Raw genomic sequence first — 23,687 nt, 5'->3', positions numbered from 1 at the left:
CCCCCATATCATCCGGGGGGGTCCTCCCTCCCTCCAGCTGCCTGAAAAACCGAAAATAAGACATTTCCCCAACATCAAGAAATGAGGGAAGGGAATTGAGGGGGAAAACTTCCTCACATACCCCACCTGAAAACTCAGTTTGACTCAAGGGAGATGAGCTTTATCTCGAAGGTCAGGGTCTTGCCTGCAAGCTCATGGTTGAAATCAAGCGTCGCGTGGGTCTCATTCACATCGAGTACGGTGACCTGCCCGTACATTGACCTGAGTTTCTGGCCGACCACAGGGGGAGTTTCAAGGTTCAGCTGTTCGAGAGGGACCGCCTGGACCATTTCTTCACTGTATTCCCCGTAGGCCTCCTCCGGCGGGATTATAAGGGTCTTTTCTTCTCCCACCTTCATCCCTACGACTCCTTCGTCAAAGCCTTTGATCGTCTGACCGGTTCCCACTGTAAACGGAAGGGGCTCGTAGTTCTTCTGTTCATAGAATTTTCCGGCTTCAATTGCAGTTTCCTTTATTGAGGTGTCAAAGACCGTACCGTCATCAAGTTTCCCGGTATAGTCCACACTGATACTGTCTCCGGCTTTTACCACAACTCCGGACTCGTTTACATTTTCACCCGTATCAGTGCACCCGCTTCCGAGCAGCACACAGCCCAGCAGGAAGACCCCGACCAGGCAAAGGAAGGTTTTTCCTGCAAGAGATTTACCTGGTTTCATACTTCATTCACCGCAACAAGGGTAACCTTGAAAATAAGGGTCTTGCCCGCAAGTTCATGGTTGAAATCCACAACGAAATTTTCAGCACCCACGGAAGTGACAGTACCCCTGGCCCCGGTATCCGTCATGAGCTGGGTTCCGATTACGGGTTTGAAATCCACGGCAGATAAGGGGATTTCCTTTGCAAGCTCTTCGGTGTATTCTCCATAAGCTTCCTCAGGAGGAATCGCGAGAGTCTTTTCTTCCCCTACCTTCATTCCCACGACCCCCAGGTCAAAGCCTTTGATCATCTGACCAGCCCCCACTGTAAACGAAAGGGGCTCGTAGTTTCTCTGTTCGCTGAATTTTCCGGCCTCGACAGCAGCCTCTTTTATAGAGGTATCAAAAACCGTACCATCCTCCAGCTTTCCTATATAGTCCACGGAAACAGAGTCCCCGTTTTTAACAATAATTTCCGGACTACTTTCAGCATTTTCTTTGAGATCATTCTCTGTCATATAAATCAATGACTGAAAATGAGGGGATAATAAATAAAAGTACTGATGATTACAAAAAAAGTGGGATTGAAAATCAACTTCATGTGACTCATTAAATATATTTTAGTAATGTACATACTCCAGAAAAAAAAATGGTCTTTGAAAACAGGAAGAGATTTGAAAAAAATGTAAGAACCTAACAATCAAACAGACAACCAAACAAAGAAAAGTATAAATTTAAACTTGATTGAAAAAAACATACAAAAAAGTTATGAAAAAAGTTATGGACCGGTCGGGAATTGAACCCGAGGCCTCTACCATGCCAAGGTAGCGATCTACCCCTGATCTACCGGCCCATGTAGTTTATTTTACTTGAGCAACACCAGTACTCACTGCATTATATATATATATTTCGGTAAAGAAAAGCCGACCGATATAATCTTTTTGAGCATGTAAGGTATAAAGAAAAATCAAAGCAAAAGTTATATATAGAACTCTGTTTATTAGTGGTGTTGCACTGAGGTACAATCCTAAAGATTAAGCCTTTCAATTGCGATAAAAGAAAAAAAAACCATTCAATCTGGGCCCGTAGCTTAGCCTGGTGGAGCGCACGGCTGATAACCGTGAGGTCCTGCGTTCGAATCGCAGCGGGCCCACCAAAATAAAAAGATATATATATTAAGAGAAGAATTATTCTCGAATAGCCGTAATCGGCGCATCTGTTAAAAACCCTTTCAATCTGGGCCCGTAGCTTAGCCTGGTGGAGCGCACGGCTGATAACCGTGAGGTCCTGCGTTCGAATCGCAGCGGGCCCACCAAAATCCAGAAAACTCCTTAGCTTTTTTGAAACTAATTTTTAGAATTCCAACTTATTGATTTTAGCTAATTTTTCAACCTATTTTCAAATAGTCAACCCGCCGACTGTATTAAATAAGCCAGACTCAGAGCCCCTCAGTTTCTGAGAAAACTTATAGTCAGTTGCCAAAATTCCTGAACCAATCTCGAAAGAAGACTTGGATCACGGAAGCACACGGAAAAAAATAATGGGGATACGCTATTTTAGGTTGCAATGGCATTTTTTTAGTCCGGTTCTCCAAAATAAGGTTTATAGTCCGCTTGAGCTCGCGCAGCGAGCGAAACGGACACCGTGCTCCCGAAGCGGAACTCGGGAAGTGCAAATCGGGAAGTGCAAATCGGGGAACAGATTATATCTTAATATAGGTATAATAGCACATGATAAGCTTGCTTTGTGCTGATTAACTGATTAAAGGACTTAAATATTGGTGATTTCATGCCATCCGAAGACTATGAACTAAATGAGGATGAAAAACTTTTGTTTGAGAAAATCCTGGCCGGAGACATCGCTTTTCGCAGGATTGAAGAATTTACGGACCCGGAAACCTCCGTAAAGCTCCGGAGGCTTGCCATTCAGGAATTCGAAAAGCTTGAGTTTGAAGAGATCCAGAACTTTTCTCTGGACGTTGAGGCCGCAGGAAGGAAAAATATCGAAAACATGATCGGGGCCGTGCAGATTCCTCTTGGGGTTGCAGGGACCCTGAAGGTGAACGGGGAGTATGCGAACTCGGAGTATTACCTCCCACTTGCCACAACCGAAGGAGCGCTCGTTGCGAGCGTAAACCGGGGATGTTCGGCCATCGGGAAGGCCGGAGGGGTAAATGTAAGGATTTTCGAAGACGAGATGACCCGGGCCCCGGTCTTCAAACTGGAGAGCCTAGACCGTACCAAAAAGTTCTATGACTGGGTGAAGAGCCCGGAGGCTTTCGAGCAATTTAAAGAGACCGCGGAAAAGACCTCAAGGTTCGGAAAACTTCTGGGGATCAAACCCTTCGTATCCGGGACCTACGTTTACCTCAGGTTCTCCTATGACACGAAAGACGCCATGGGCATGAACATGGTGACCATCGCAACAGACGCTATCCTTCACATGATCGAGGACGAGTTCGGAGCAGAACCTCTCTCCCTTTCAGGCAACATGTGCACCGACAAAAAACCGGCCGCCATTAACACGATCCTGGGGAGAGGCAAGACCGTTGTTGCGGAAATTACCATTCCTGCGGATGTCGTCGAAAAAACCCTGAAATGCACCCCTGAGACCATGGTCCAGGTAAACTACAGCAAAAACATACTCGGATCGGCAAGGGCAGGAGCTCTCGGTTTCAACGCCCATGCAGCAAACATCATAGCCGCAATCTACCTGGCCTGCGGGCAGGACGCAGCCCATGTGGTCGAGGGCAGCACCGCGATTACGAGCATGGAACTTACAAAATACGGGGAAGTCAACTGCACGGTAACCCTCCCGGCCCTGGCCCTCGGAACCGTGGGTGGGGGAACAGGCCTCGGGACCCAGCGGGACTGTCTGAACCTCCTGGGAGTCGCAGGCGCAGGAGACCCCCCCGGCTCAAACGCCAAAAAGTTTGCGGAAATCGTGGCTGCCGCCGTGCTCGCTGGAGAAATTTCCCTCATAGGAGCCCAGGCCGCAGGACATCTCGCAAGGGCTCATGCCCAGCTCGGAAGAGGAAAGTTCTAAAATTTCCCCGAGCTTTTTTCTTTTTATATAAATTTTCTATGTTAGAGGGTTTTCGCCCTTGATTTTTTTGGTCGCCTTTTTCCTAAGGATTCAACCAGAATACCAGACACAGCATGAGGTTTCGTAGTCTTATCCTTATTTTCAGGAAAGAACATGGGAATACAATATTAATATTTGTATATTCCACGATATTATTAAAGTTTTGAACAAAGTAGAAATGTTTATTTACCCCGGTATCTAAAACCAATATCGGATCCACATGACGGATTTACTTTTAAAATAAATGTGTAAACTTTGAAAGATTGACTGATTTTGCGAATACTTGGATAAAAAAGATTCTTGATTTATCCATAAGGTTTAAAAAATAATGCGGCGTTCTCATGACTAATCCTGTGGACATACTGGGTTATGCAGTTACCCTTGGCGTCATTTTTTTCATACTGTATGCCATATTCCATATGGAAATTCTGGTACTTGGAATGGTCATAGCCGGTTTTATCCTGTTTGCAAAAACACTTTATTTTTTTTGACAGTTTGTTTTTTTGTAGTGTGTACTGCGGATTTTCGGAAAAATCAGCCGTCAAGTTCCTCATCGGTTTCTATGAAGTAATCACTGGCTGCCAGAAAGATGATTCCCATCAAGACGGCAATTGCACCCGGGATTTTGTAATACTTGAAGAGGAGGGCCCCTAAAAAGATCAGAGGAAAACCGAGCAGAACGCCTCTGCCCTTCATAAAAAAACTTTTTATAGAGTCACGTAATGCCATTTTAACCTTTTCTCCATCTGCTTACCGGATATGTGCAGTGATGCCCGAATACCAGGTATTCTTTTTTGACGTATATCTCAAAAGTACTTTAATGTCACGTTTTTTTCCTCGGGTGGAGCAAAGTGATTTTGTTGTTCCGCCCCCGGAAGTAATATTATATAATCCACATACTATAATATATGGGAAATATAAGGGGGTCTAATTTCTGGATTATACACTTCGGATAGGGGGAAAAGCCGGGCAGGGACTGCAAACAATAGGAGGAGCCCTTGCAAAGGTTTTTTCCAGGAAAGCTTATCACGTTTTTACACATCAGGACTACATGTCGAGAGTCCGGGGGGGACATAACTATTACCAGGTCCGCGTCTCGGACAGGGAAGTGACGGCGTCCCGGGATAAGGTGGACATCCTGGTCGCTCTGGACCTGGAAACAATCGAGAGACACAGAGACTCTCTCGGGAAAAAAGGGCTTATTCTCTATGATTCCGAAAGCCTTAAAAAAAGTTTTGAAGGCCCGGAATTCGTGGACATTCCCCTGACAAAAATCGCCCTTGAAACCGGAAAGCAGAGGGTCATGACAAACAGCGTGGCGCTCGGGGCTATCCACGGAATGATGGGAGTCGAACCGGACACCCTGGGAGAAATACTGAAGACGGCTTTTGCCAAAAAAGGAGAGGAAGTAATCGAGAAAAACCTGGCCTGTGTAAGGGCAGGCTACGATTATGCCAGGGAGAACTGTAAGCGCTGTGAGGCCTTTAAACTCGCAGAACCCGGGAAAAAGGGCTTCATGCTCATAAACGGACTGCAGGCAATTGGCCTCGGAGCCCTCATGTCCGGCTGCAAATTCTACTCGGCCTATCCCATGACCCCTTCAACAGGAGTCATGAACTTCATAGCCTCAAAGGCAGAGCAATACGGAATAATCGTCGAACAGGCCGAAGACGAGATTGCCGCGATCAACATGGCGCTCGGAGCCTCCTTTGCGGGAGTTCGGGCCATGACCGGGACCTCAGGCGGGGGCTTTGCCCTGATGAACGAGGGCCTATCTCTCGCTGCCATGACCGAAACGCCTGTCATCATTGCCGAGGTCCAGCGCCCAGGCCCTGCAACCGGCCTTCCCACCCGCACGGAACAGGCAGACCTCCTCTTCGTGCTACACGCAGGCCACGGGGAGTTTCCGAGAGTGATTTTTGCCCCCGGAACCCCGGAACAGGCCTTTTACCTGACCAACAAAGCCTTTGAGCTCGCGGAAAAGTACCAGGTCCCGGTTTTTGTCCTGGCCGACCAGTACCTCGGAGATACCCAGTGGACTTATGAGGACTTTGACCCTGAAAAACTTCTGTACAACGACTACCGCCTGAGGGAAAAAGACCTGAAAGAGGTTTCTGAATACAAACGCCACGCCTTTTCCGAGACCGGGATTTCTCCCCTTGCTGTACCCGGAGAAGCCGGAAATCACCTGGTGGTTACGGACAGTGACGAACACGACGAGGAGGGCCACATCATCGAGGACGCGGAAACAAGGGTCCTTATGATGCAAAAACGCCTTTTGAAAAAGCTGCCTCTCATCAGGAAAGAAATGGAGGCTCCCCTCTATTACGGGGCCAGGGACTCCGAAAACCCTGAAATTTTGCTTGTTGGTTTCGGGTCCACCTATGGGGTGATGAAGGAAGTTGTCGATATGCTCTCAAAAGACCGGAAGATAGCGATGCTGCATTTCAGTGAAGTCTACCCCCTGCCCGAGCCGGAAAGACTTGATTACCCGGCCCTCCTGAAAAACGCGGACCTTGCAATCTGTGTGGAAAACAACGCCACAGGCCAGTTCGCAAAACTGCTCAGGGCCAAGATGGGGGTTGAATTTACCCGGAAGATCAACAGGTATGATGGAAGACCTTTTACCGTGGAAAATTTGATGGAGGAAGTCCATGCCCTCCTTTGAAGCGTATGAGGGCCAGGAACCTTCCTGGTGTCCGGGCTGCGGAAACTACCAGATCCTCTCAAGCCTCAAAAAAGCTCTCGTGGAACTCGGCATCGAGCCCTGGGAAGTCCTGCTGGTCTCGGGGATCGGGCAGAGCAGCAAACTCCCACACTACATGAAGGGCCACACCTTCAACGGGCTGCACGGAAGGGCCCTTCCCGTCGCAACGGCCGCAAAACTTGCCAACCACAAACTGCACGTCATTGTCATCGCCGGAGACGGAGACTGTTACGGGGAAGGGGGAAACCACTTTATCCACACGATTCGCAGGAACCCAAACATCACCCTGCTCGTCCACAATAACCAGATCTACGGGTTGACCAAAGGCCAGGCCTCGCCCACCTCGGCTCAGGGCACCCATAGCAAAGTCCAGCCCTTCGGAAATCTTTCCGAGCCCCTTAACCCGCTGGCACTTGCGGTTTCCCTAAACTGCGGTTTTGTTGCCCGGGGCTTTTCGGGGGACCAGGAACATTTAAAGGAACTTATGAAAGCCGCCATAACCCACAAAGGATTTTCCCTTCTGGACATCCTCCAGCCCTGCGTTACATTCAACAAGGTAAACACCTTCAAATGGTACCGGGACCGGGTCTATAAACTGGAGGACGGGTATGACCCAGCCGATCGGCTGAAGGCCTTTGAACAAACCCTGGAGTGGGGAGAGAGAATACCAAACGGTGTTTTTTTCAAAAGTACTCGACCAGCCTTCGAAAGTCTCATCCCGGTTATCCGGGAAAAGGCCCTTGTTAAACAGGAGTTTTTGATTGAGGTAGTTAAAGGCGAGATGGAGAAATTTTTTTAATGAAAGTGGGGTTTATATATCCCGGACTTCTTTTTTCCTATTTTTTCTCATTCCGGGTTTGAATAATACACGTCTGAATAATAATTATATTGTAAATTTCTCTGAAACCGTGATCTCTGGGGTTATGGGGCCCCCACTTAACAAAAATAAATAATGAGTAGATGGAAGAAAGATTAGTCCATCAGTATATTAGTATACGATAAAAAAAGCATCATTAGGCGCTTTAACTGGAAATTACAGTTATTCATATTTTGACTTGATAAGCTTAATATATAAGAGAGGTACAAAATAACTCCTGATATAATATAAAAATATTAATTATAATTAACTGATTATAAATTTTTGAAACCCGAGGTGTACAGTTTGAAAAATAGAATGTTAAACATATTCAGAAACGACGAAAAAGCTTTTACAGGACTGGAAGCTGCCATCGTCCTGACTGCCTTTGTCGTGGTTGCGGCCGTATTCTCATACGTGGTTCTCGGAGCAGGTTTTTTCACATCCGACACCGCAAAAGAGACAATTCACACCGGTGTGCAACAGGCAACTTCTTCCGTAGAATTCTGTGGAGACGTCATTGCCATAAATGACACCAATAAAGTAGGTTATATCGTTCTTACCCTTCAGCTTACTGCTGGCGGTTCTCCTGTAGATATCGGGGACGGTTCGGATGATGGAAAACTGATAGTTTCGTACATGGACAGCAATAACTATACGTCGGCTGTAAGCTGGAATAAGAAGTTTATTGGAAATAATGATTATGATGATGTTCTGGAACAAAATGAGAAAGTGGAGGTTAATATTACAGTACCAACCAGCTCACTGCTTGCCTTCGAAGATACTGCAACGAATTCGGAATTCACCCTTCAGGTAAAACCCCCTGTAGGAGCGACTCTGCCGATTACAAGGACGATCCCCCCACAGATTGATAACGTCATGTTGCTGAACTGAGCCTGCTGATTAAGCTGGATAAACAGGTGTTATTTATCTGCAAGATATTTGCAGGTAAATACACTTCTTTTTTTAAAGTGGTGAGTATGGAACTGGAAAGAAAAGTAGCGACACTTGAGTCTGAAGTAATGGTTGTGAAAGGGGAGGTAAAAACACTTCTCACCGATCTCAGAGAAATGATGAACAATGCGGAAAATCCGTTTTACAGGGTACAGGCCCTTCCAATCCAGGAGGCTACACTGCCGGAGGAAAGTTCCAGAAAAACAGTTGATATGAAAGAAACAATTGAAGAAAAAGATGATGTCCGGTCAGTAAAAAATCCCGGTTCAGACGATAATTCTGGAAACAGTGGCCAGCCTTTTTCCTCAAATGACTTGCCCGATCAGCCTGGATACGGGGCAAACTCAGGGCCTGTTAACCCCATGCAGTCTCAATACGGAAACGGGCCGAACTTTCCTGGGTCTGATTCCCCTGGCTGGCAGCGAAATATGCCGCAGACATCGTCTGAGTTTCCCAATCCGGAAAACCCTGAGGATGCCCTGTGGGCCCATAACAGGATGCAAAACCAATTGAAGACGCAGCCTGGCTGGTCTCAAAATAATGAAGAAAACCCTGAAATTGAATCCTCTGTAGAAACTAATTACGGACTCGGTGCCGAAGACCTTAGCTCTCTGAAGCAGCACGAAAACCTGGTGCGTGAGGTGGATGGGGCCGGAAATGAGAAAAGGTCCGCTTTAAAAGGGTCCGCATCCGGTCAGAAGACCGATATTTTCATGCTAATCGAACTTATGAGGTGGACAGACCACACCCTCAAAACCGTTGAAAAAGAGAAGCTAAAGGAGACTCTGGACCTTTATGAGCTTGCGGGTTATCTTCCGGAGTACGTAAAAACTCTTATCCTGAAAATCGTAAACATTTCCTACCAGGATGCAGAACAGGAATACAAGACAGGCATGAAGGACTATATCCGTGCTATTTCTCAGTTAAATACAATCCTTAACCCGGGAAAAATCGACCCGAGACTTTTACATTTCGTTTTTGAAGGCATGCCCTGGAGAGAAGCGGAAAACGAAGTGGTAGGTCCATATTATTCAGAGGGAAAGTAAATGAGCGGGGAGACCATAAGCGCCGCTATACTTACCATAGCCTCCGTAATCTGTGCCACTGCTTTTGTTGCCGCAGTCTATCCTCCTATCCTTGGAGCAAGTGCTCCGGTAATACGTACCGTAGACAACCTGGGAGACCGGATAACAACCGATATCAAGATCATACATGAAGCCTACGACTCCGAAGAAAATGAGACCTATATCTGGATAAAAAATGTGGGGACCCAGCAACTGTCCGGAAACGTGATCGAGAATTCGGATATTTTCTTTGGAGAAGAAGGGAATTTCATACGGCTTGCATACAACGAAAGCGGAGGGAGCCATAACTGGAATTATATAATTGAAAATGGTGGAGATTCCCGCTGGGACAAAGGAGAGACAATCAGGATTACAGTACAAACACCCCTCATACCCGGGTTCGAATATTTCGTGAAATTCATCGCCTATAACGGAATTTCGGACACCGATTATTTCACGGTGTAAAACATGGGCTTTGGAAACATAATCTCCGCTCTTGCGGCTGTTACAGCCATCCTGCTTGCGGTTTATGTTTTCACCACCGGAGCTATTTATACTGCAGATACGCTTGCGGAAGCCTCAAGAGAAAGTCATAATGAAAGGGCCGAACAGCTTGAAAGCAGCATCACAATAACAAATGTCAGTTCAGATGACTTTGATGTCTATGTAACCCTCGAAAACACCGGACACACCAAGATCGGAAATTATGTTCACATGGACGCTATCATCTGGTATTACAGTCCACCGGACGATATTGAGATAGAATGGATTTCCTATTCGGAAGCGGATTCCCCATCATCCAGAGAGTGGGTCATCGAAGAAATCACCCCGGACAGCATAAACCCCGGAATTTTCGACCCTGATGAGCAAATGAAAATCCAGATCGAAGTAAGTAGTTCCATAAAAAACATGAGTGCGGGCAACTGGCTGCAAATTACTACTCCAAATGGGGCCAGTTCCTCGAAATATTTTACGGGGTAAAAGGTAGTCAACTACCCCACACTAAAGCAGTGTACTTCCTAAATAACCTGTAAATTGGATAAAAATAAGAACTATATAAATAATGGGATAAGTAGATGGTTAATACAAAATGTGCTGAAAGGAGGAGTCATGGGTGAGCATGGCAGAGGACACTGAAGTAGAAAAAACGGAAGAAGAAATAGCTCGAGAAAACATCATATCCTCCGGAAATTCCGAAATTGATAGAAAAATGGGCGGAGGTATTCCTCTGGGCACCCTGTGTATAATTGAAGGTGTAAACGATAGCGGAAAGTCCGTACTCGTTCAGCAGATACTCTGGGGAGTTGTAACTCAGCACAAAAAATGCCTTACGTTTACAACTGAAAATACCATAAAAAGTCTGATGACACAGATGGAAAGCCTTTCCCTGGGCATCGAGGACTATTTTATCATAGGGAATGCCAAAATATTTCCAATTCATGAAACCCTTATAAAATCTGACGAAAAATCCGCAGAAAATTATTTAAAATTGATGCTAAAGGGTATGAGTCTTGCAAAAGAAGATGTTATTATCATAGATTCTCTTACTGTTTTTGTTGTAAATTCCACGGAAAATGAAGTTCTTAACTTTTTTGCAGAATGCAAGAAACTCTGCGATAAGGGAAAAACAATACTTATAACCGCTCATAATTACGCCTTTTCGGAAATGCTCTTTGTCAGGATTCGTTCTATTTGCGATGCCCACCTCCACCTGAAAATAGAGCAGGTGGGGGACCAGCTTATCAAAAGTATGGAAGTTGCAAAGATCAGAGGAGCACAACTGACCACCGGAAATATTGTCAGTTTTGATGTGGACCCCGGCTTTGGATTAAGGATCATTCCGATTTCAAGGGCAAAAGCCTGAGGCCAGTTGATGGAATACCTCCCCTTTGAACCAAAAACCGTAGAAACTCATGGAGATAAACTTTTAGACTGCGGGCTCTACCGGATGTTGCCACTCGAAGAGAGAAAGTTTCTCAAAAAAAGAGAAAACCGGCACGTCCTTTCCTACCTGCACATGATCCCTTTTGAAAAGATAGGGATGCCCACCTTCTATACGGAACTCACCCGAGATCTTAAAAAACTCAAAAACCCAAATATACTCTATCCTGTGGGAAACGGGATCGCAATCCATATATGCCCCGACAAAACCGATGTGAGAAATTATTATATTCCCATTGAGCCCATACTTTTCAAAGAAATAGATCTATTGATTCAGCAGGTAGAGGAGTCACTTGTAGATTTTGTAAACATTCTGGAAATTAAAGGAGAAGACATTGAAGAAAAGAGAAAACTGCTTAATGAAGCCCTGAATAAGGTCTGTGTCATAAAACAGGAAGCCGAAAAAAACGGGGAATCCACTTCATTTATTTCAGAGCGCTTTAACAAAATGAAAAAAAAACTCTGGCCTGATAAATTCAAGGCTCTTGATGTAAGTCTCGAGGAATTCAATGCTATCAAGTATCTGATTATGAGAGATAAAGTGGGAATGGGGGTACTGGAACCGCTTCTCAAAGACCCCTATATTGAAGATATCACCTGCAGTGGGCTCGGGCACATCTTTGTGGAACATAAAATATTTTCAGGCTTAAAGACCACAGTCGCTTTCAAGGGTATGGAAGAACTGAACTCCTTTGTAATCAAAATTTCCGAAAAAATCGGGAAACCCATTACCTACAGAGACCCGATAGTAGACGCTGCACTTCCGGATGGGTCCAGGATAAACATCGTTTACGGGGAAGATGTCTCAAAGAGGGGCAGTAACTTTACCATAAGAAAATTTGCAGGAGTGCCATATTCCATACTGGAATTAATCGAATTCGGAAGTATGGATTACAAAGTTGCGGCTTACCTCTGGATACTCATAAAAGAAGGAATGAACTGTTTTGTTGCGGGAGAAACGGCATCCGGGAAAACCACCCTCTTAAACGCCCTTACGACTTTCCTGCGGCCTGATGGAAAAGTGGTCTCAATTGAGGATACCCCTGAACTTCAGATCCCTCTGAAAAACTGGACCAGGGAAGTTACCAGAAATTCAAGGGATGACAGTAATTCGGAAGTGTCCATGTTTGACCTTCTGAAAGCCGCTTTGAGGCAGCGCCCAAATGAAATCCTCATTGGAGAAATCAGAGGTGAAGAAGGTAATATTGCATTTCAGGCAATGCAAACTGGCCACCCCGTAATGTCCACCTTCCATGCGGCATCTGTTGAAAAACTGATTCAGAGGCTAACCGGTTCCCCCATCAATGTTCCTAAAACCTATGTTGATAACCTCAACCTTGTAATCTGCCAGAATGCCGTGCATCTTCCGGGCAAAGGGATTGTAAGACGTGTCACAAGCGTAAACGAAATTGTGGGGTATGACTCGGCAGCCGATGCCTTTACTTTTATCGAAATTTTCGCCTGGGACCCCTCAAAAGATGTCTTTAAATTTACAGGAAATATGAATTCCTACCTTCTGGAAAACAAGATTGCGCCCAGGTGGGGAATTCCTTCTAATGACCGAAGAAAAATCTACAATGAAATTGATAAAAGAGAAAAAGTTCTGAAAAAGCTCCACAAAGCAAAGGTGATGAACTTTTATGACTTGTTTGCTATGATGGTCCGGCTCGAAGAAGAGGGGATAATAGATTAAGTTCCGCATTTTCAGGCGCAGAATATGACGGAAAAACCCACAGAAGTAAAAAAAGAGGACAAAACCGGAAATGACCTCCTTTTTTTACTAACTTATATGGCATCTATTGCTACAGCTGACATCGAAAGAGGTCTGCTTTTCAAATATGCCTCCGAACAGAAAGAATACAAAGTTTCGGTCTATTTCAAATATGTCCATATCCTGGCTTCAAAGTGGGGATATGAGTATACCAGAGCCTGCAAACTCCTTTCCAAAAAAACCAAAAATACAGACCTTTCCGAACTCCTGGGAAGATTTGCAACGACTCTGTCATCAGGGGAACCTGAAAAGGAGTTTTTGAAAAAAGAAATGACAACAATGGCCGAAATGTATTCCAACGAATACGAGCGAGACGTTGAAGAACTGAAAAAATGGACCGACGCTTATAGCGCCCTGATTGTGTCAGCAACCCTCGTGGTAACCATTATCCTGATTTCCACCATGATTTACCCAATTGGTAACCTTGATACCACTATAGTTATGGTCATTATTCTGCTGATTCTGGTCTGTGGAACAGGAGTCTTCGCTGTAAAGAGTGTCTCCCCTCCAGAGCTAATTATTCATTCTTTAGAAAGAAAATCAGAAGAACAGCGAATAGTAAGAACTCTAGAAATGATTCTTGTCCCTCTGGACCTTATTATCACCATATTGCTTTTATGCTACCACATAAACCTCGGGTACGTACTCATGGTAGCATCGCTCTTCATATTTCCCATAGGTATTGTTGGGATGAAAGATGACGAAAATGTTAACAAAAGGGATTTTAGTCTTCCTACTTTCATTAAAACTCTGGGTACCCTTGCAGGCACTATGGGAATAACCACCACAGGGGCCATGAAAAAAATAGATAGAGAAACAGTTGGCTTTCTCGAACCTCTTGTGGAAAAACTCCATCTAAGCCTTTCTCTGAACCTAACTCCCAAAATTTGCTGGGAAAAATTCATTGGAGAAAGTGGGTCAGAACTGGTTAACCGGGCATCAAGAATATTCAATGACGCAATTGAACTTGGGGGCGATCCTACAGAAGTTGGAGAAATTGTTTCCTCTTCAAGCCTTGCAATTGTGCTTTTGAGAATGAAGCGCAAGCTTGTAAGTTCAGGATTTGTCGGCCTCATGATTGTGCTTCATCTTGTGATGGCAAGCCTTCTTGTTTTTATCGTTGAGATAATAAGGGCTTTCAGTACCGTGATGGATAAAATGCAAGAAACTTATTTTGAAGATATACAGGGTGGTATGCCGGGGGGAATGAATATAGGGGTTGGATTTTTTGGATTGGGGGACAATTTCAAGCTGTTATACAGTTTTACAATTATATCTGTACTTATTCTAACCCTTTCGAATGCGATGGTACTAAAAGTGGCGGAAGGGGGCGGGAAATATAAATATTATTTTTATGGGGCAATCATGTTTTCAGTCTCAGGAGTAGTCCTTATTATAGTACCTGTATTAGTAAGCAAAATCTTTGTGTTTGACTTCTGAAGAAAAAGGGTGATATTATGAATATAATTAAAAAGATAATGCAAAAACTAAAAAAAGATAAAACGATTGATTCTGAACTTGAAAGATTACTGGCTTCAGATGAAGGTGATGAAGAAGAGATGGATGAGGAAGATTATGGAGAAGGTGATGAAGATGAAGACGAAAAGGAATATATCACAAAATCGACAGGAAAAAATCTGAAGAAAAAACCTGTGAACGAATCTGAAACAGAATTTGAAACAGAACAGGAGGATGAAACGGATTTATTTACGAATTCATTTGAATCTGACCTTCTTGATGATATAAAGAAAGAAGACCTTTCAGGTGATGAAGGGAAATATGAAATTTTAAAGATCCTTGATAAAGATGTTAGTGCAGATGAGCTTGCAGGAGAGCTTAGAGAAATTCTTCATAAGGTAGAGCAACGTTAAAAGATAATTATATATGTCAGCCATCAAAAAAATACAGGAAAGTACCGGAAAATATCCTGGGCGGGATTTCCGAAATTTCCGAAACTTTCAAAGTTTTTGAATTTATAGAAATTTTCAAAACTTGCAAAATTTCCGAATTTCCCGAAAACCCCTAAAAATTTCAGTCCAGATGGAACAGGCCGTCTTTTGCTTTTGTCAGTAAGTCGTTTGCTTCTTCAACTTTTTTTGCAGCTTCAAGGATGTCCTCGGAAGCTTCCAGGAAACCGTCTTTTTTTGCTCGTTCAGCCCATTCTCTGAAACTGTTGATGTGGCTATCGTTATGTTCAACCCAGTGGTCAATTAAGTGTGAAAGTTTCTTATTGTCAAGTTCTTCACTCATAAGTATTCCCTCCTATTTATATATGGAACTCATTGTATAAATTCCCTATGCGCGGGGGCCCACATCCTCAACTCAATTTGACCTGATAATCCAGTACCCGGCCAGTATGAAGGTGTAGAAAGAATTGAAAACTACCAAAAAGATGTTAGAAGTTTGCGAGAGATGAAGAAAAAGGGGTGAGGCCCCCCTCCCCATTCAAACAGCCTGGTTTAATTTACTCAAACCGTTCTCGGGTCCGTAATCTCTCCGGTAAGAGCCGAAGCCGCGGCCGTTGCGGGGGAGGCCAGGTAAATAAAACCGCCTTTGCCCATCCTGCCCCGGAAGTTACGGTTGGCGGTGGAGAGGCAGACCTCGCCTTCCCCGATCACTCCCTGATGGGCCCCAAGGCAAGGCCCACAGCCCGGAGTAGAGGGAGTTACGCCGGCCTTAAGGAGGGTCTGCATGGTCCCGTTCTCCATTGCGGCCAGGAGGATAGAACGGGAGGCCGGGATTACGATGGTGCGGACCGCAACCTTTTTCCCTTTCAGTATATCGGCTGCAACCTCTAGGTCTTCAAGCCTTCCGTTCGTGCAGGTCCCTATAAAGACCTGGTCCAGCTCTGTGCCTTCGAGTTCACCGACGGGTTTTACGTTATCCACCTGATGGGGGCAGGCGACCTGGGGCTCGATATCGGCGGCGTCATAAGTGACTTCCTGCACGTAAGAGGCATCGGAGTCAGCATAGACCGCTTCATAAGAACTTGCGGCCCTTCCCTTCAGGAAGTTGAAAGTCTTTTCGTCTGGGGGCACGATGCCAGTCTTTGCCCCCATCTCGATTGCCATGTTGCAGAGCGTCATCCGGCCCGAGACGGAAAGCTTTTCGATTGCGTTTCCGTAAAACTCGATGGCCTTATAGGTCGCTCCCGCAATCCCGGTCTTTCCGATCAGGTAAAGGGTCAGGTCTTTTGCATGGACTCCCTTTTCGAGGCTTCCTTCCACAGTCATCCTGATGCTTTCCGGAACCCGAAACCAGAGTTTGCCCGCAGCAAAGATTTCGGCCATGTCCGTGGCCCCGACTCCTGTCGCAAAGGCCCCGAAGGCCCCATAGGTGCAGGAATGGGAGTCAGCCCCAACAATAAGTTTACCGGGCATTGCAAAACCGTTTTCCGGAAGGACCTGGTGACAGATGCCTTCCCCTACCTCATAGAAGTTGGGGATTTTCTGCTCTTTAATCCAGTCCCGGATCTCATGCTGCAAGCCGGCCGAGGTCTCGGTGTTTGCGGGGGCTATGTGGTCAAAGGGAATTACGATCTTTTCAGGGTCCCAGACCTTTTCGACCTCCATTTCCTTAAAGGACTTTACCGCAAGGATAGATGTGCCGTCATGCGCCATTGCGTAGTCAATGTTTGCAAGCACGAAGTCACTGGCTTTTGCCTCCTTTCCTACGGCCCTGGTAAATATTTTCTCACTGATGGTGCCCAATTCTGTGATCTCCTTTTTGATGATATTGATGATTCAGGATAATTATTAAGAATATTTAAGGATCTTCGATTATATTAGAGGATAAAAATATAGGGAATGTTTCAGGTATGCACTGATTTTTGGAAAACTTCTTATTTCCGGTATATATATACTTAATGGATTTTAAGGCCTTACAAGTCCTTTTCTTCCGAGAAAACTGCTTTTGCTGCTTTTGCCACTTTTGCGGTTTTTAAGCTACTTAATTCGAAATGTTAGGAGTTACGCATCAGTAGAGAAACGGAGGATGTGTATCAAAAAGGACGGAGGATTCAGGGCCTGCTTCTGAAAATAAAATCAAAAAAACCGGGGTCTGGATATCTGAGCTCATGTATCAAAAACCGGATGCTATGAAAAGTCCTAATTAGTATCACAAACTATTATGAATTTGTGATATAAACTGTTCTTTGTATAGTGGATTAACACTAACAGGGTGAAGCACAACACCCTCTATCCCCTCTGCAAAGGCATTAGGGATTGCTTTTCTAATCATATTATATGCTGCATTGACATCAGCATTAAGAAGAACTCCTGTGGCACTTCGGAAAAGCCCTCTTTTGACCCGTTTTCCGAGATATTCTTCATGGTGTTCCATCGGCTCATTATCAAGGAAAGAGCATTTGCTTGTATAGGATTCTTCGATCCGTTCAACCGAAATTCCAACCTCTTCGGCCTTGTACTCGACCATTGAAATAAGGGTACTGTGGGGAATCTGAGCAAAATTCTGATTATTTTTCTTGCCCATGTTGGTTTTCTGTTTCCAGAAAGGGTTGCTTCCGATAATGATATTCTCCACGTTCATTTCCAGAGCATAGTTGATTATTGCCCTGCTCAGTTTGTGGAGTACGTCTTTAATCCGTGAGTTTCGTTTATGGGTAAGTACTTCTACACCCTTTCCGGTCTTTATCCCATGTTTCTCATAAGTGCTCTGGAGCTTTGCTTTCTGCTTGTTGTAAAACTGGTTTACTGACTTGGCAACCCCACCCTTAACAATAATTGGGTTTTCTCCAAAATTGTTTGCAATAGTTGCAAGGTTGACAACTCCAAGATCAATTCCCAGGACTCGACCGGAAGTAAGAGGTATGGGATCTTCGATTTCTTTTTCAAAAACAATTTCACAGGTGTATCCTGCGTGTTTTGGAATGATCCTGACTTCTCTCAAATTAGTATCATCAGGAAGTCTTGTCTGGATGGATAACGGAACTACTTTGGGAAACTTGAGCACTCCGTTTTTGATACTGACCTGCTGATTTGTAAAAATTAACAGGTATTCCCCGTTTTTTTCCAGGTACTTTGGAGGCTTTGGTTTGCCTGTGAAAAGTTCAGGATTCTTTTTGTAAGATTTTAAAGCTTCGAAAAAAGATTTCCAGTTACGGTCAAGTACTTTTAGAGTCTGTTGAGCAGATTTAGCAGGAAGCTCTTTGTAAGGCTCAGAGAACTTCACAAGCCCATAAAGTTTATTGTACCTGATCCATTTTCCGTTATTGAAGAACTCCTGTCTGATAATATAATCAGAGAAGTTATACAGGTTTTTGGATTTATGGCACAAATCCCCTATTTCCCTGGAATGAAACTGGATTTGCTCAACACGTTTAATTATCAATTTGGCTCGACCTCGATTTCTAACCTTTCTTCTTTTCTTTTACTTTAATGCTTCATGGAATAGCAATGGAGCATTGAAATTATTTCGTCAAATATTTCTGATGCTTAATGTATTTCTTGATACCTTTAGCAGATTGAGCACTTCGTTTGCTTTTATAATTGATACAATATAATTTATTATGGATACTAATTATATCTATTGGGTACTTTTACGTACTATACAGGAAAATTCCATTTTCTTTCGAGAAAACGGGCCGGACCTTCTTGCAGGGCCCGCGTGCAAGAGGCGATACTTTGAGACAGGAACCTTTTTTAAAACAAAACTGTTATAAAAATTCAGGGCTGTTTTCCTGAAAAAATGGCCAAAAAACCTCCGACCCAAAAAAAAGAAAATTTCAAATTATCCCGTACTTTTCAAGAAAACTTTCCAGAGGCACGGAATGAGTTTGGAGCCCGCAGACTTTGTAGGGGTCCGCCCCCAGCGCCAGGGCCGCGAACTGAGCGATGTTCATGTGCACGAAATCGTAATCGTTTCCGAATTCTCGTTCGATCACGGGCTGATAGCGGTCATACTGGATCTGGCAGTTCGGACACATATGAATCAGGAGTTTTACCCCTGCTTTCCTGAGGCTTTCGAGTTTTGTCTGCGTGACCTGAAGAGAGGTCTCCCTGTGCAGGTGAAGCTGGGAAAAACCCATGCCGCAGGTCAGAGACCGGTCCTCGTACCAGCGCAAAGGTTCAGCCCCGCAGGCCTCGGCCACCCCGTCGATGAGCTGGGGGTTTTCAGGGTTGCCTATCATGTCCTCGGGTCTGAACTTGTAATAATGGCAGGCGTGGTGGGCCGCAACTTTCAGGCCTGAAAAGTCAACTTTTATCATTTCGGGGAGAAGGTCCTTTTTACTGAAGATGACCTCAAGCACATGGAAAATACTGTTGCGTTCATCAAGGTCCCCTTTTTCATAGACCAGGTCTTCAAGGCCCTTTTCCCTGAAAACCGAATTGACCTGTCCTCTTACCTCCTCATTTCCATTGAGCAGTTCACAGGCCTCCTTGTTAATGGCATAACAGGTTGAGCACATGCAGGCAATATTGGGGTAGCCGCATTTTTTAGCAACGGCAAAATTCCGGGCGGCAATTGCCGTTGTCGTGAGCTGCCCGTAAAGGTCCACGTAATGCCCGATTCCGGTGCAACAGGACTGCTCCTCACTTACAAAATAATCAATACCAAGCCTGTCAAACAGATACTTTGTAGCACTTTCTATGCCAGGGTATTCCTGAGATACCATGCAGCTCTTAAACAGTAAGAGCTTCCGGTCCGGAATATCTTCCACTTTCTTCAAGTTTTATGTCCTCACTTTTCTTTTTTCCAGGGGCAGCAGTCAGGGCCTCATTCAGGAGTTTTCCATCTTCTATCTCCCCTGAAGCTCCGGATTTTTTAAGCCGGGCTCTCAGGCTTTCGGCCCTTCCGAAATGCCCGATCCCTTCCAGAATAGCCCGGATTTCTCCCCTCTCGTCATTTATATCGAGGGGGCCAAGCCCGAGTTCTGCCCGGATGGGGAGAAGGTCCTTTTTAAATTCGGTCCACCTGCTCCCAAGGTCCTTTTTCATGCGCTGCTGGTAGTGTTCCGGGACCTGGCTTATTCCATGAACCGCAAAGAAATCTCCGATTTCCAGGAAATACTCCATATTCTCAAGCCCAATCCCTTCGTTCAGGGCCATCTGCCTGAGCACCTGGACAATTTTTGCGGGACTGTTGCCTCTCGGACAGCGGAGCTGGCAGGTATAACAATAAAAACAGTTCCAGAGGGTTTCGTCCTCAAGCACACTCCGGTCGTTTTCAAGTACCCTTTTTACAAGCAAGCGCGGGTTATAGTCCGTAAAACGAGCCGCAGGACAGGATGCTGTGCAGGCCCCGCACTGTATGCAGCGGTCGAGCCCGAGAGAATCAGGGGTCCGGATACTGGCCTTTATGGTCTCAGCAAGGCTTTTGCCCGCCGGGGTGTCGTATTCGTCAATCTGGATCAGTGTCATTTCCTCATCTCTCCCGGTTTATTCCATCACTTTCCCTATTTATTTTGTTATTTCTCCTCCGGCAAGGAGGGCAAAGGTCTCAGCAAGGCCTTTTGTGTTAGGGACATAGGCTTTTTTGAAAAACAGGCGTTTTCCGTTTTCTCCGAGTTCGGCTTTTAACTTTTCAAAATGTTCGACCGTAAACGGGTAGATTGTCTCGGCTTTCGGGTTGTCGGGAGCGTCTTCCAGCATCAGGACGGCAGTTGCACCTTTCTTAAAGGCGTGTTTTAGCATATCCAGGCTCACCACCAGATTTGTCGGGACCTTTACGGTTTTGACGTTTGCGGGATAACTGAGCACGCTGTTTCCTATATTGTCACAGGTCAGGTAGGCAATCCCGCTGTTTACAAAGGCCAGAAGATCCCCTTCTTCAAGTATTCCATCGATTTCGGCAAGGAGCTCGGGGGCTGTAAACCCGCTTACCTGAATAGCCCCTTTCTCACAGAGTTCGGCACAGTAACCGCAGCCGGTGCAGAGCAGGGGATCTATGACAACCCTCCCGCTTTCGTTTAAGGAAATAGCCTCAAAGGGACAGGCCTGGCATTTCCCGCAGCCGGTGCAGAGGAGAGGATTTACGTTTGCAAGTTCATGTTCGAGCGTCCTCGGGCTGTTCGTGATATACGCTCTCGCCCTTGCGGCCGCAAGCCCGGCCTGGGCAATTGTGTCCGTGATGTCTTTGGGAGACTGGGCGGTCCCGCATACGAAAATCCCTTCCGTGGAGCTGTCTACGGGTTTGAGTTTGGAATGTTTTTCCTTGATAAACCCGCTCTCGTCCTGGCTCAGGTTCAGAGTCCTTGCAATTTCCCGAGTCCCCTCCGAGGGCACCATGGCCGCGGAGAGCACGACAAGGTCGGCCGGGAGTTCCACAAGTTCCTGCTTGAGGGTATCTTCGACCCGCACAACAAGGCTTTTGTCTTCTTTTTCAATAACTTCAGCGGGCCTGCCCCGCAGGAATTTAACGCTCATGTCCTGGACAGCCCGGTAATAGTTTTCATAGAGCCCGAAGGCCCGCATATCAATATAACAGATTGTGATTTCGGTTTCCGGATATTTTTTCCGGATGAGGTTTGCGTGCTTGAGAGCTGCCATGCAGCAGTACCTGGAACAATAAGGGTTTCCGCCGGCCTTTTCGTCCCTTGAGCCAACGCACTGGATCATGACAAGCCTCTTCGGGACCTCGGGGGCTGTAATATTACTGGCCTGAACATTATTAGCCGAAACATTATTGGCTGTAATATTATTGGCCGAAACTTTCACATTATTGTCCGAGGGCCTCATGAGCTTGCCTTTCGTGGGCCCATTAAGGCCAAGGATTCGAGCAAGTTCCGTCTGGGTGACCACGTTTTCGAAAATTCCGTGGCCGTACTGGGGTTTTTGAGAACAGTCGTATTCGTCAAAGCCGGTAGCAACAACGATTGCCCCCACATCGAGTTCGAGGAATTCAGGCTGCTGCCGCAGGTCTATTGCTCCGACTCTACAGGCATCCACGCATTTTCCACAGGACTCCCCTTCCTTTTTACCTTCGAGTTCAAGGCAGTTCCCGGGGTCAATGGCATAGGTCTTCGGGACCGACTGGGAAAAACGTAAAGAGATAGCTTTCTTATCCTTATACCCGCAGTTGAACTCGTTTTCGACCAGGACGGGGCAGACATTGCTGCACCTGCCGCAGGCAACACAGGAGTCAAGGACGTAACGGGGATTTTTTCTCACCTTTACCGTAAAGTTGCCCGAACTTCCGCTCAGGCCCTCAACCTCGGCGGAGGTTAACAGGGTGATTGCAGGGTGAGCTGCCGCCTCGTTCATGAGGGGGCTGAGAGAACACATGGCGCATTCTTCGGCGATCTTATCCGGGGAAAAGATCTTACCTATCTTTGCCATCTGCCCGCCTATACTGGTATTCTTTTCAATAAGATAGACAGGAATGCCGTTATCGGCCAGGGAAAGGGCTGTTGCGATTCCCGCAATCCCTCCTCCGATAACAACTGCCTTTTGCCTGATATTTACCTCCACTGTTTCCAGGGGTTCGGCCTTTTCCAGACGCCGGATTTTCCCCTTCAGGACGGAGAGGGCTTTTTCCGTTGCCCCGGAAACCTCAGGGTGAACCCAGGCACACTGCTCGCGCAGGTTTGCGATTTCGAGCATTGCGGGGTTCAACCCAACTTCCTGAACACATTTCTGAAACAGGAGTCCGTGCTTGGAGGGAGTGCAGGAGCCTATCACGACCTTTTTGAAGGAGTGGCGAGAAATTCTGTCTTTGATAAGGGCCTGTCCCTGGCTGGAGCAGAGGTATTCAAAATCAAAAACAGATATACCCTCGGCTTTCAGAGCCTTTTTTAAGGACTGGATATCAATATGATCAGAAATATTTCCGCTACAATGACAGATAAAAGCGGCAGTTTTTTCGGGTGATGCCTTCATCTAATATCCATTATTTTCAGGTCTTTTATTTAAGATTTGCCGATTGTGGAGATAATATAACACATTTCGGACAATGATTTTGGAAAAATATCCAATATAGGATATACCCTTCTGTAGACATTCTTAATGGAAGGGCATCCCCTTCGGAATCGGGTATTTTCACGGGGGGCATAAGGGGCAAAAATGCATTGTAAGGGAAGGAATGCAGGAGTGTCCGGAACCGGGGGTCCGGGCCCGTGATTTTTCCAAAGTTTTTTATATGAGCATTTTTATATATTAAAAGAAAGTGTTTTTCTTTAAAAAGGTAAGTATGAGAAATCCAGTACAGGCCAATTGCTAAAAGGCTTTTCAGAGGATTGTATTCGGTCAACTACCCCCCTAAAATCTCCGATTTTAGCATAAGGGACCTGTCTAACAGGCCTCTGGTTGACCAGATTACCGATTTGGAGCCTCTGAAAATACCGCCTCAGTTTAAGGCTCTAAGGATACCGGTTAAACGACCCTGAGAGATCAGGGCAGGGCTTGCATCATACAAACCTTTCCAGATCTGATCGAGAGAAAGATGGATTTCAGGATGAATCTGTTGCAGCTTTACTGTAGCATTTCCACTTCACAAAATAGAAGCCAACAGTTTCGGATACGCATTGCCCTGCCAGAGCAGGAAAAAAGCTTATTATTGGTTTCCATTTTGGAAGCTCGACCCCATTAAATTTCATAAAAAAAGCAGGAGTGGATTTTACACATTCCTCCCTCAACTGCCATTTCCGGCAAGCCGGAAA

20 protein-coding genes and 3 tRNA genes are annotated in these 23,687 nt (G+C 45.5%); 13 read left to right on the top strand and 10 right to left on the bottom strand.

Annotated elements, in window-relative coordinates; all coding sequences use genetic code 11:
• Positions 1-134: 134 nt before the first annotated feature.
• From ACZ5QV_RS10970 to ACZ5QV_RS10960, 3 genes are all read right to left on the bottom strand, one after another.
• The gene (locus ACZ5QV_RS10970; protein ID WP_464599850.1) at positions 135-716 is read right to left on the bottom strand and encodes an FKBP-type peptidyl-prolyl cis-trans isomerase; all 582 of its coding nucleotides are present in this window, start codon (positions 714-716) and stop codon (positions 135-137) included.
• On the bottom strand, positions 713-1,213 hold the full coding sequence (locus ACZ5QV_RS10965) for an FKBP-type peptidyl-prolyl cis-trans isomerase (protein WP_464599849.1): 501 nt from the start codon (positions 1,211-1,213) through the stop codon (positions 713-715). Before ACZ5QV_RS10965 ends, ACZ5QV_RS10970 begins: the two co-directional genes overlap by 4 nt.
• Positions 1,214-1,476: 263 nt before the next feature.
• Positions 1,477-1,548: transfer RNA gene (locus ACZ5QV_RS10960), tRNA-Ala, on the bottom strand.
• Positions 1,549-1,774: 226 nt separating this feature from the next.
• On the opposite strand from ACZ5QV_RS10960, the gene ACZ5QV_RS10955 reads away from it, so the two are divergent.
• The 3 genes from ACZ5QV_RS10955 (at position 1,775) to hmgA (ending at position 3,740) form a co-directional block, all read left to right on the top strand.
• Positions 1,775-1,851 (top strand) — tRNA-Ile (locus tag ACZ5QV_RS10955).
• Positions 1,852-1,933: 82 nt separating this feature from the next.
• Positions 1,934-2,010, top strand: a tRNA-Ile gene (locus tag ACZ5QV_RS10950).
• A 473-nt stretch (positions 2,011-2,483) separates the two neighbouring features.
• Positions 2,484-3,740: a hydroxymethylglutaryl-CoA reductase (NADPH) gene (gene hmgA, locus ACZ5QV_RS10945; RefSeq protein WP_464599848.1), complete on the top strand. Its 1,257-nt coding sequence runs from the start codon at positions 2,484-2,486 to the stop codon at positions 3,738-3,740.
• 573 nt (positions 3,741-4,313) lie between these two features.
• Here hmgA and ACZ5QV_RS10940 read toward each other — a convergent pair.
• Positions 4,314-4,508, bottom strand: coding sequence for a hypothetical protein (locus ACZ5QV_RS10940; protein ID WP_464599847.1), 195 nt, complete (start codon positions 4,506-4,508; stop codon positions 4,314-4,316).
• A 205-nt stretch (positions 4,509-4,713) separates the two neighbouring features.
• Between ACZ5QV_RS10940 and ACZ5QV_RS10935 the strand changes: the two genes are divergently transcribed.
• The 10 genes from ACZ5QV_RS10935 to ACZ5QV_RS10890 all read left to right on the top strand — a co-directional run bounded on the left by ACZ5QV_RS10935 (position 4,714) and on the right by ACZ5QV_RS10890 (position 14,943).
• Positions 4,714-6,447 (top strand): 2-oxoacid:acceptor oxidoreductase subunit alpha, encoded by a 1,734-nt coding sequence (locus ACZ5QV_RS10935; RefSeq protein ID WP_464602092.1) that lies wholly within the window; start codon positions 4,714-4,716, stop codon positions 6,445-6,447.
• Positions 6,434-7,285, top strand: coding sequence for a 2-oxoacid:ferredoxin oxidoreductase subunit beta (locus tag ACZ5QV_RS10930; RefSeq protein WP_464599846.1), 852 nt, complete (start codon positions 6,434-6,436; stop codon positions 7,283-7,285). Before ACZ5QV_RS10935 ends, ACZ5QV_RS10930 begins: the two co-directional genes overlap by 14 nt.
• Positions 7,286-7,648: 363 nt before the next feature.
• Complete coding sequence (locus ACZ5QV_RS10925) at positions 7,649-8,236, top strand: archaellin/type IV pilin N-terminal domain-containing protein (protein WP_464599845.1); 588 nt, start codon at positions 7,649-7,651, stop codon at positions 8,234-8,236.
• Between the two features lie 86 nt (positions 8,237-8,322).
• The gene (locus ACZ5QV_RS10920; protein ID WP_464599844.1) at positions 8,323-9,342 is read left to right on the top strand and encodes a hypothetical protein; all 1,020 of its coding nucleotides are present in this window, start codon (positions 8,323-8,325) and stop codon (positions 9,340-9,342) included.
• Entirely contained in the window at positions 9,343-9,825 is a 483-nt protein-coding gene (locus ACZ5QV_RS10915; protein WP_464599843.1) for a hypothetical protein, read from the top strand.
• 3 nt (positions 9,826-9,828) lie between these two features.
• Positions 9,829-10,341: a hypothetical protein gene (locus ACZ5QV_RS10910; protein ID WP_464599842.1), complete on the top strand. Its 513-nt coding sequence runs from the start codon at positions 9,829-9,831 to the stop codon at positions 10,339-10,341.
• Positions 10,342-10,480: 139 nt separating this feature from the next.
• Positions 10,481-11,224 carry an archaellum protein ArlH gene (arlH, locus tag ACZ5QV_RS10905; RefSeq protein WP_464599841.1) on the top strand — a complete coding sequence of 248 codons (744 nt, stop codon included), beginning with the start codon at positions 10,481-10,483 and terminating at the stop codon, positions 11,222-11,224.
• A 9-nt stretch (positions 11,225-11,233) separates the two neighbouring features.
• Entirely contained in the window at positions 11,234-12,994 is a 1,761-nt protein-coding gene (locus tag ACZ5QV_RS10900; RefSeq protein ID WP_464599840.1) for a type II/IV secretion system ATPase subunit, read from the top strand.
• 24 nt (positions 12,995-13,018) lie between these two features.
• Positions 13,019-14,512, top strand: coding sequence for an archaellar assembly protein FlaJ (locus ACZ5QV_RS10895; RefSeq protein ID WP_464599839.1), 1,494 nt, complete (start codon positions 13,019-13,021; stop codon positions 14,510-14,512).
• Between the two features lie 17 nt (positions 14,513-14,529).
• Positions 14,530-14,943, top strand: coding sequence for a hypothetical protein (locus tag ACZ5QV_RS10890; RefSeq protein ID WP_464599838.1), 414 nt, complete (start codon positions 14,530-14,532; stop codon positions 14,941-14,943).
• A gap of 160 nt (positions 14,944-15,103) precedes the next feature.
• Here the strand turns inward: ACZ5QV_RS10890 and ACZ5QV_RS10885 are convergent, their stop codons facing one another.
• The 6 genes from ACZ5QV_RS10885 to ACZ5QV_RS10860 form a co-directional block, all read right to left on the bottom strand.
• Complete coding sequence (locus ACZ5QV_RS10885; protein WP_464599837.1) at positions 15,104-15,322, bottom strand: DUF8180 domain-containing protein; 219 nt, start codon at positions 15,320-15,322, stop codon at positions 15,104-15,106.
• A gap of 218 nt (positions 15,323-15,540) precedes the next feature.
• Positions 15,541-16,773, bottom strand: coding sequence for a homoaconitase large subunit (gene hacA, locus ACZ5QV_RS10880; protein ID WP_464602091.1), 1,233 nt, complete (start codon positions 16,771-16,773; stop codon positions 15,541-15,543).
• Between the two features lie 415 nt (positions 16,774-17,188).
• Positions 17,189-18,421, bottom strand: a complete 1,233-nt coding sequence (locus ACZ5QV_RS10875) for an RNA-guided endonuclease InsQ/TnpB family protein (protein WP_464599836.1) — start codon at positions 18,419-18,421, stop codon at positions 17,189-17,191.
• A 394-nt stretch (positions 18,422-18,815) separates the two neighbouring features.
• A complete protein-coding gene (hdrB, locus tag ACZ5QV_RS10870; protein ID WP_464602090.1) occupies positions 18,816-19,751 on the bottom strand; it encodes a ferredoxin:CoB-CoM heterodisulfide reductase subunit HdrB in 936 nt (311 codons plus the stop codon).
• The gene (locus ACZ5QV_RS10865; RefSeq protein ID WP_464599835.1) at positions 19,714-20,451 is read right to left on the bottom strand and encodes a 4Fe-4S dicluster domain-containing protein; all 738 of its coding nucleotides are present in this window, start codon (positions 20,449-20,451) and stop codon (positions 19,714-19,716) included. Before ACZ5QV_RS10865 ends, hdrB begins: the two co-directional genes overlap by 38 nt.
• Before the next feature lie 39 nt (positions 20,452-20,490).
• Positions 20,491-22,908 (bottom strand): FAD-dependent oxidoreductase, encoded by a 2,418-nt coding sequence (locus tag ACZ5QV_RS10860; RefSeq protein ID WP_464599834.1) that lies wholly within the window; start codon positions 22,906-22,908, stop codon positions 20,491-20,493.
• Positions 22,909-23,687: the final 779 nt, after the last annotated feature.

The sequence above is a fragment of the Methanosarcina baltica genome (assembly GCF_055394095.1).
Note: the sequence above shows the minus strand (reverse complement) of the source record. Positions and strands in the feature narration are given on the sequence as shown.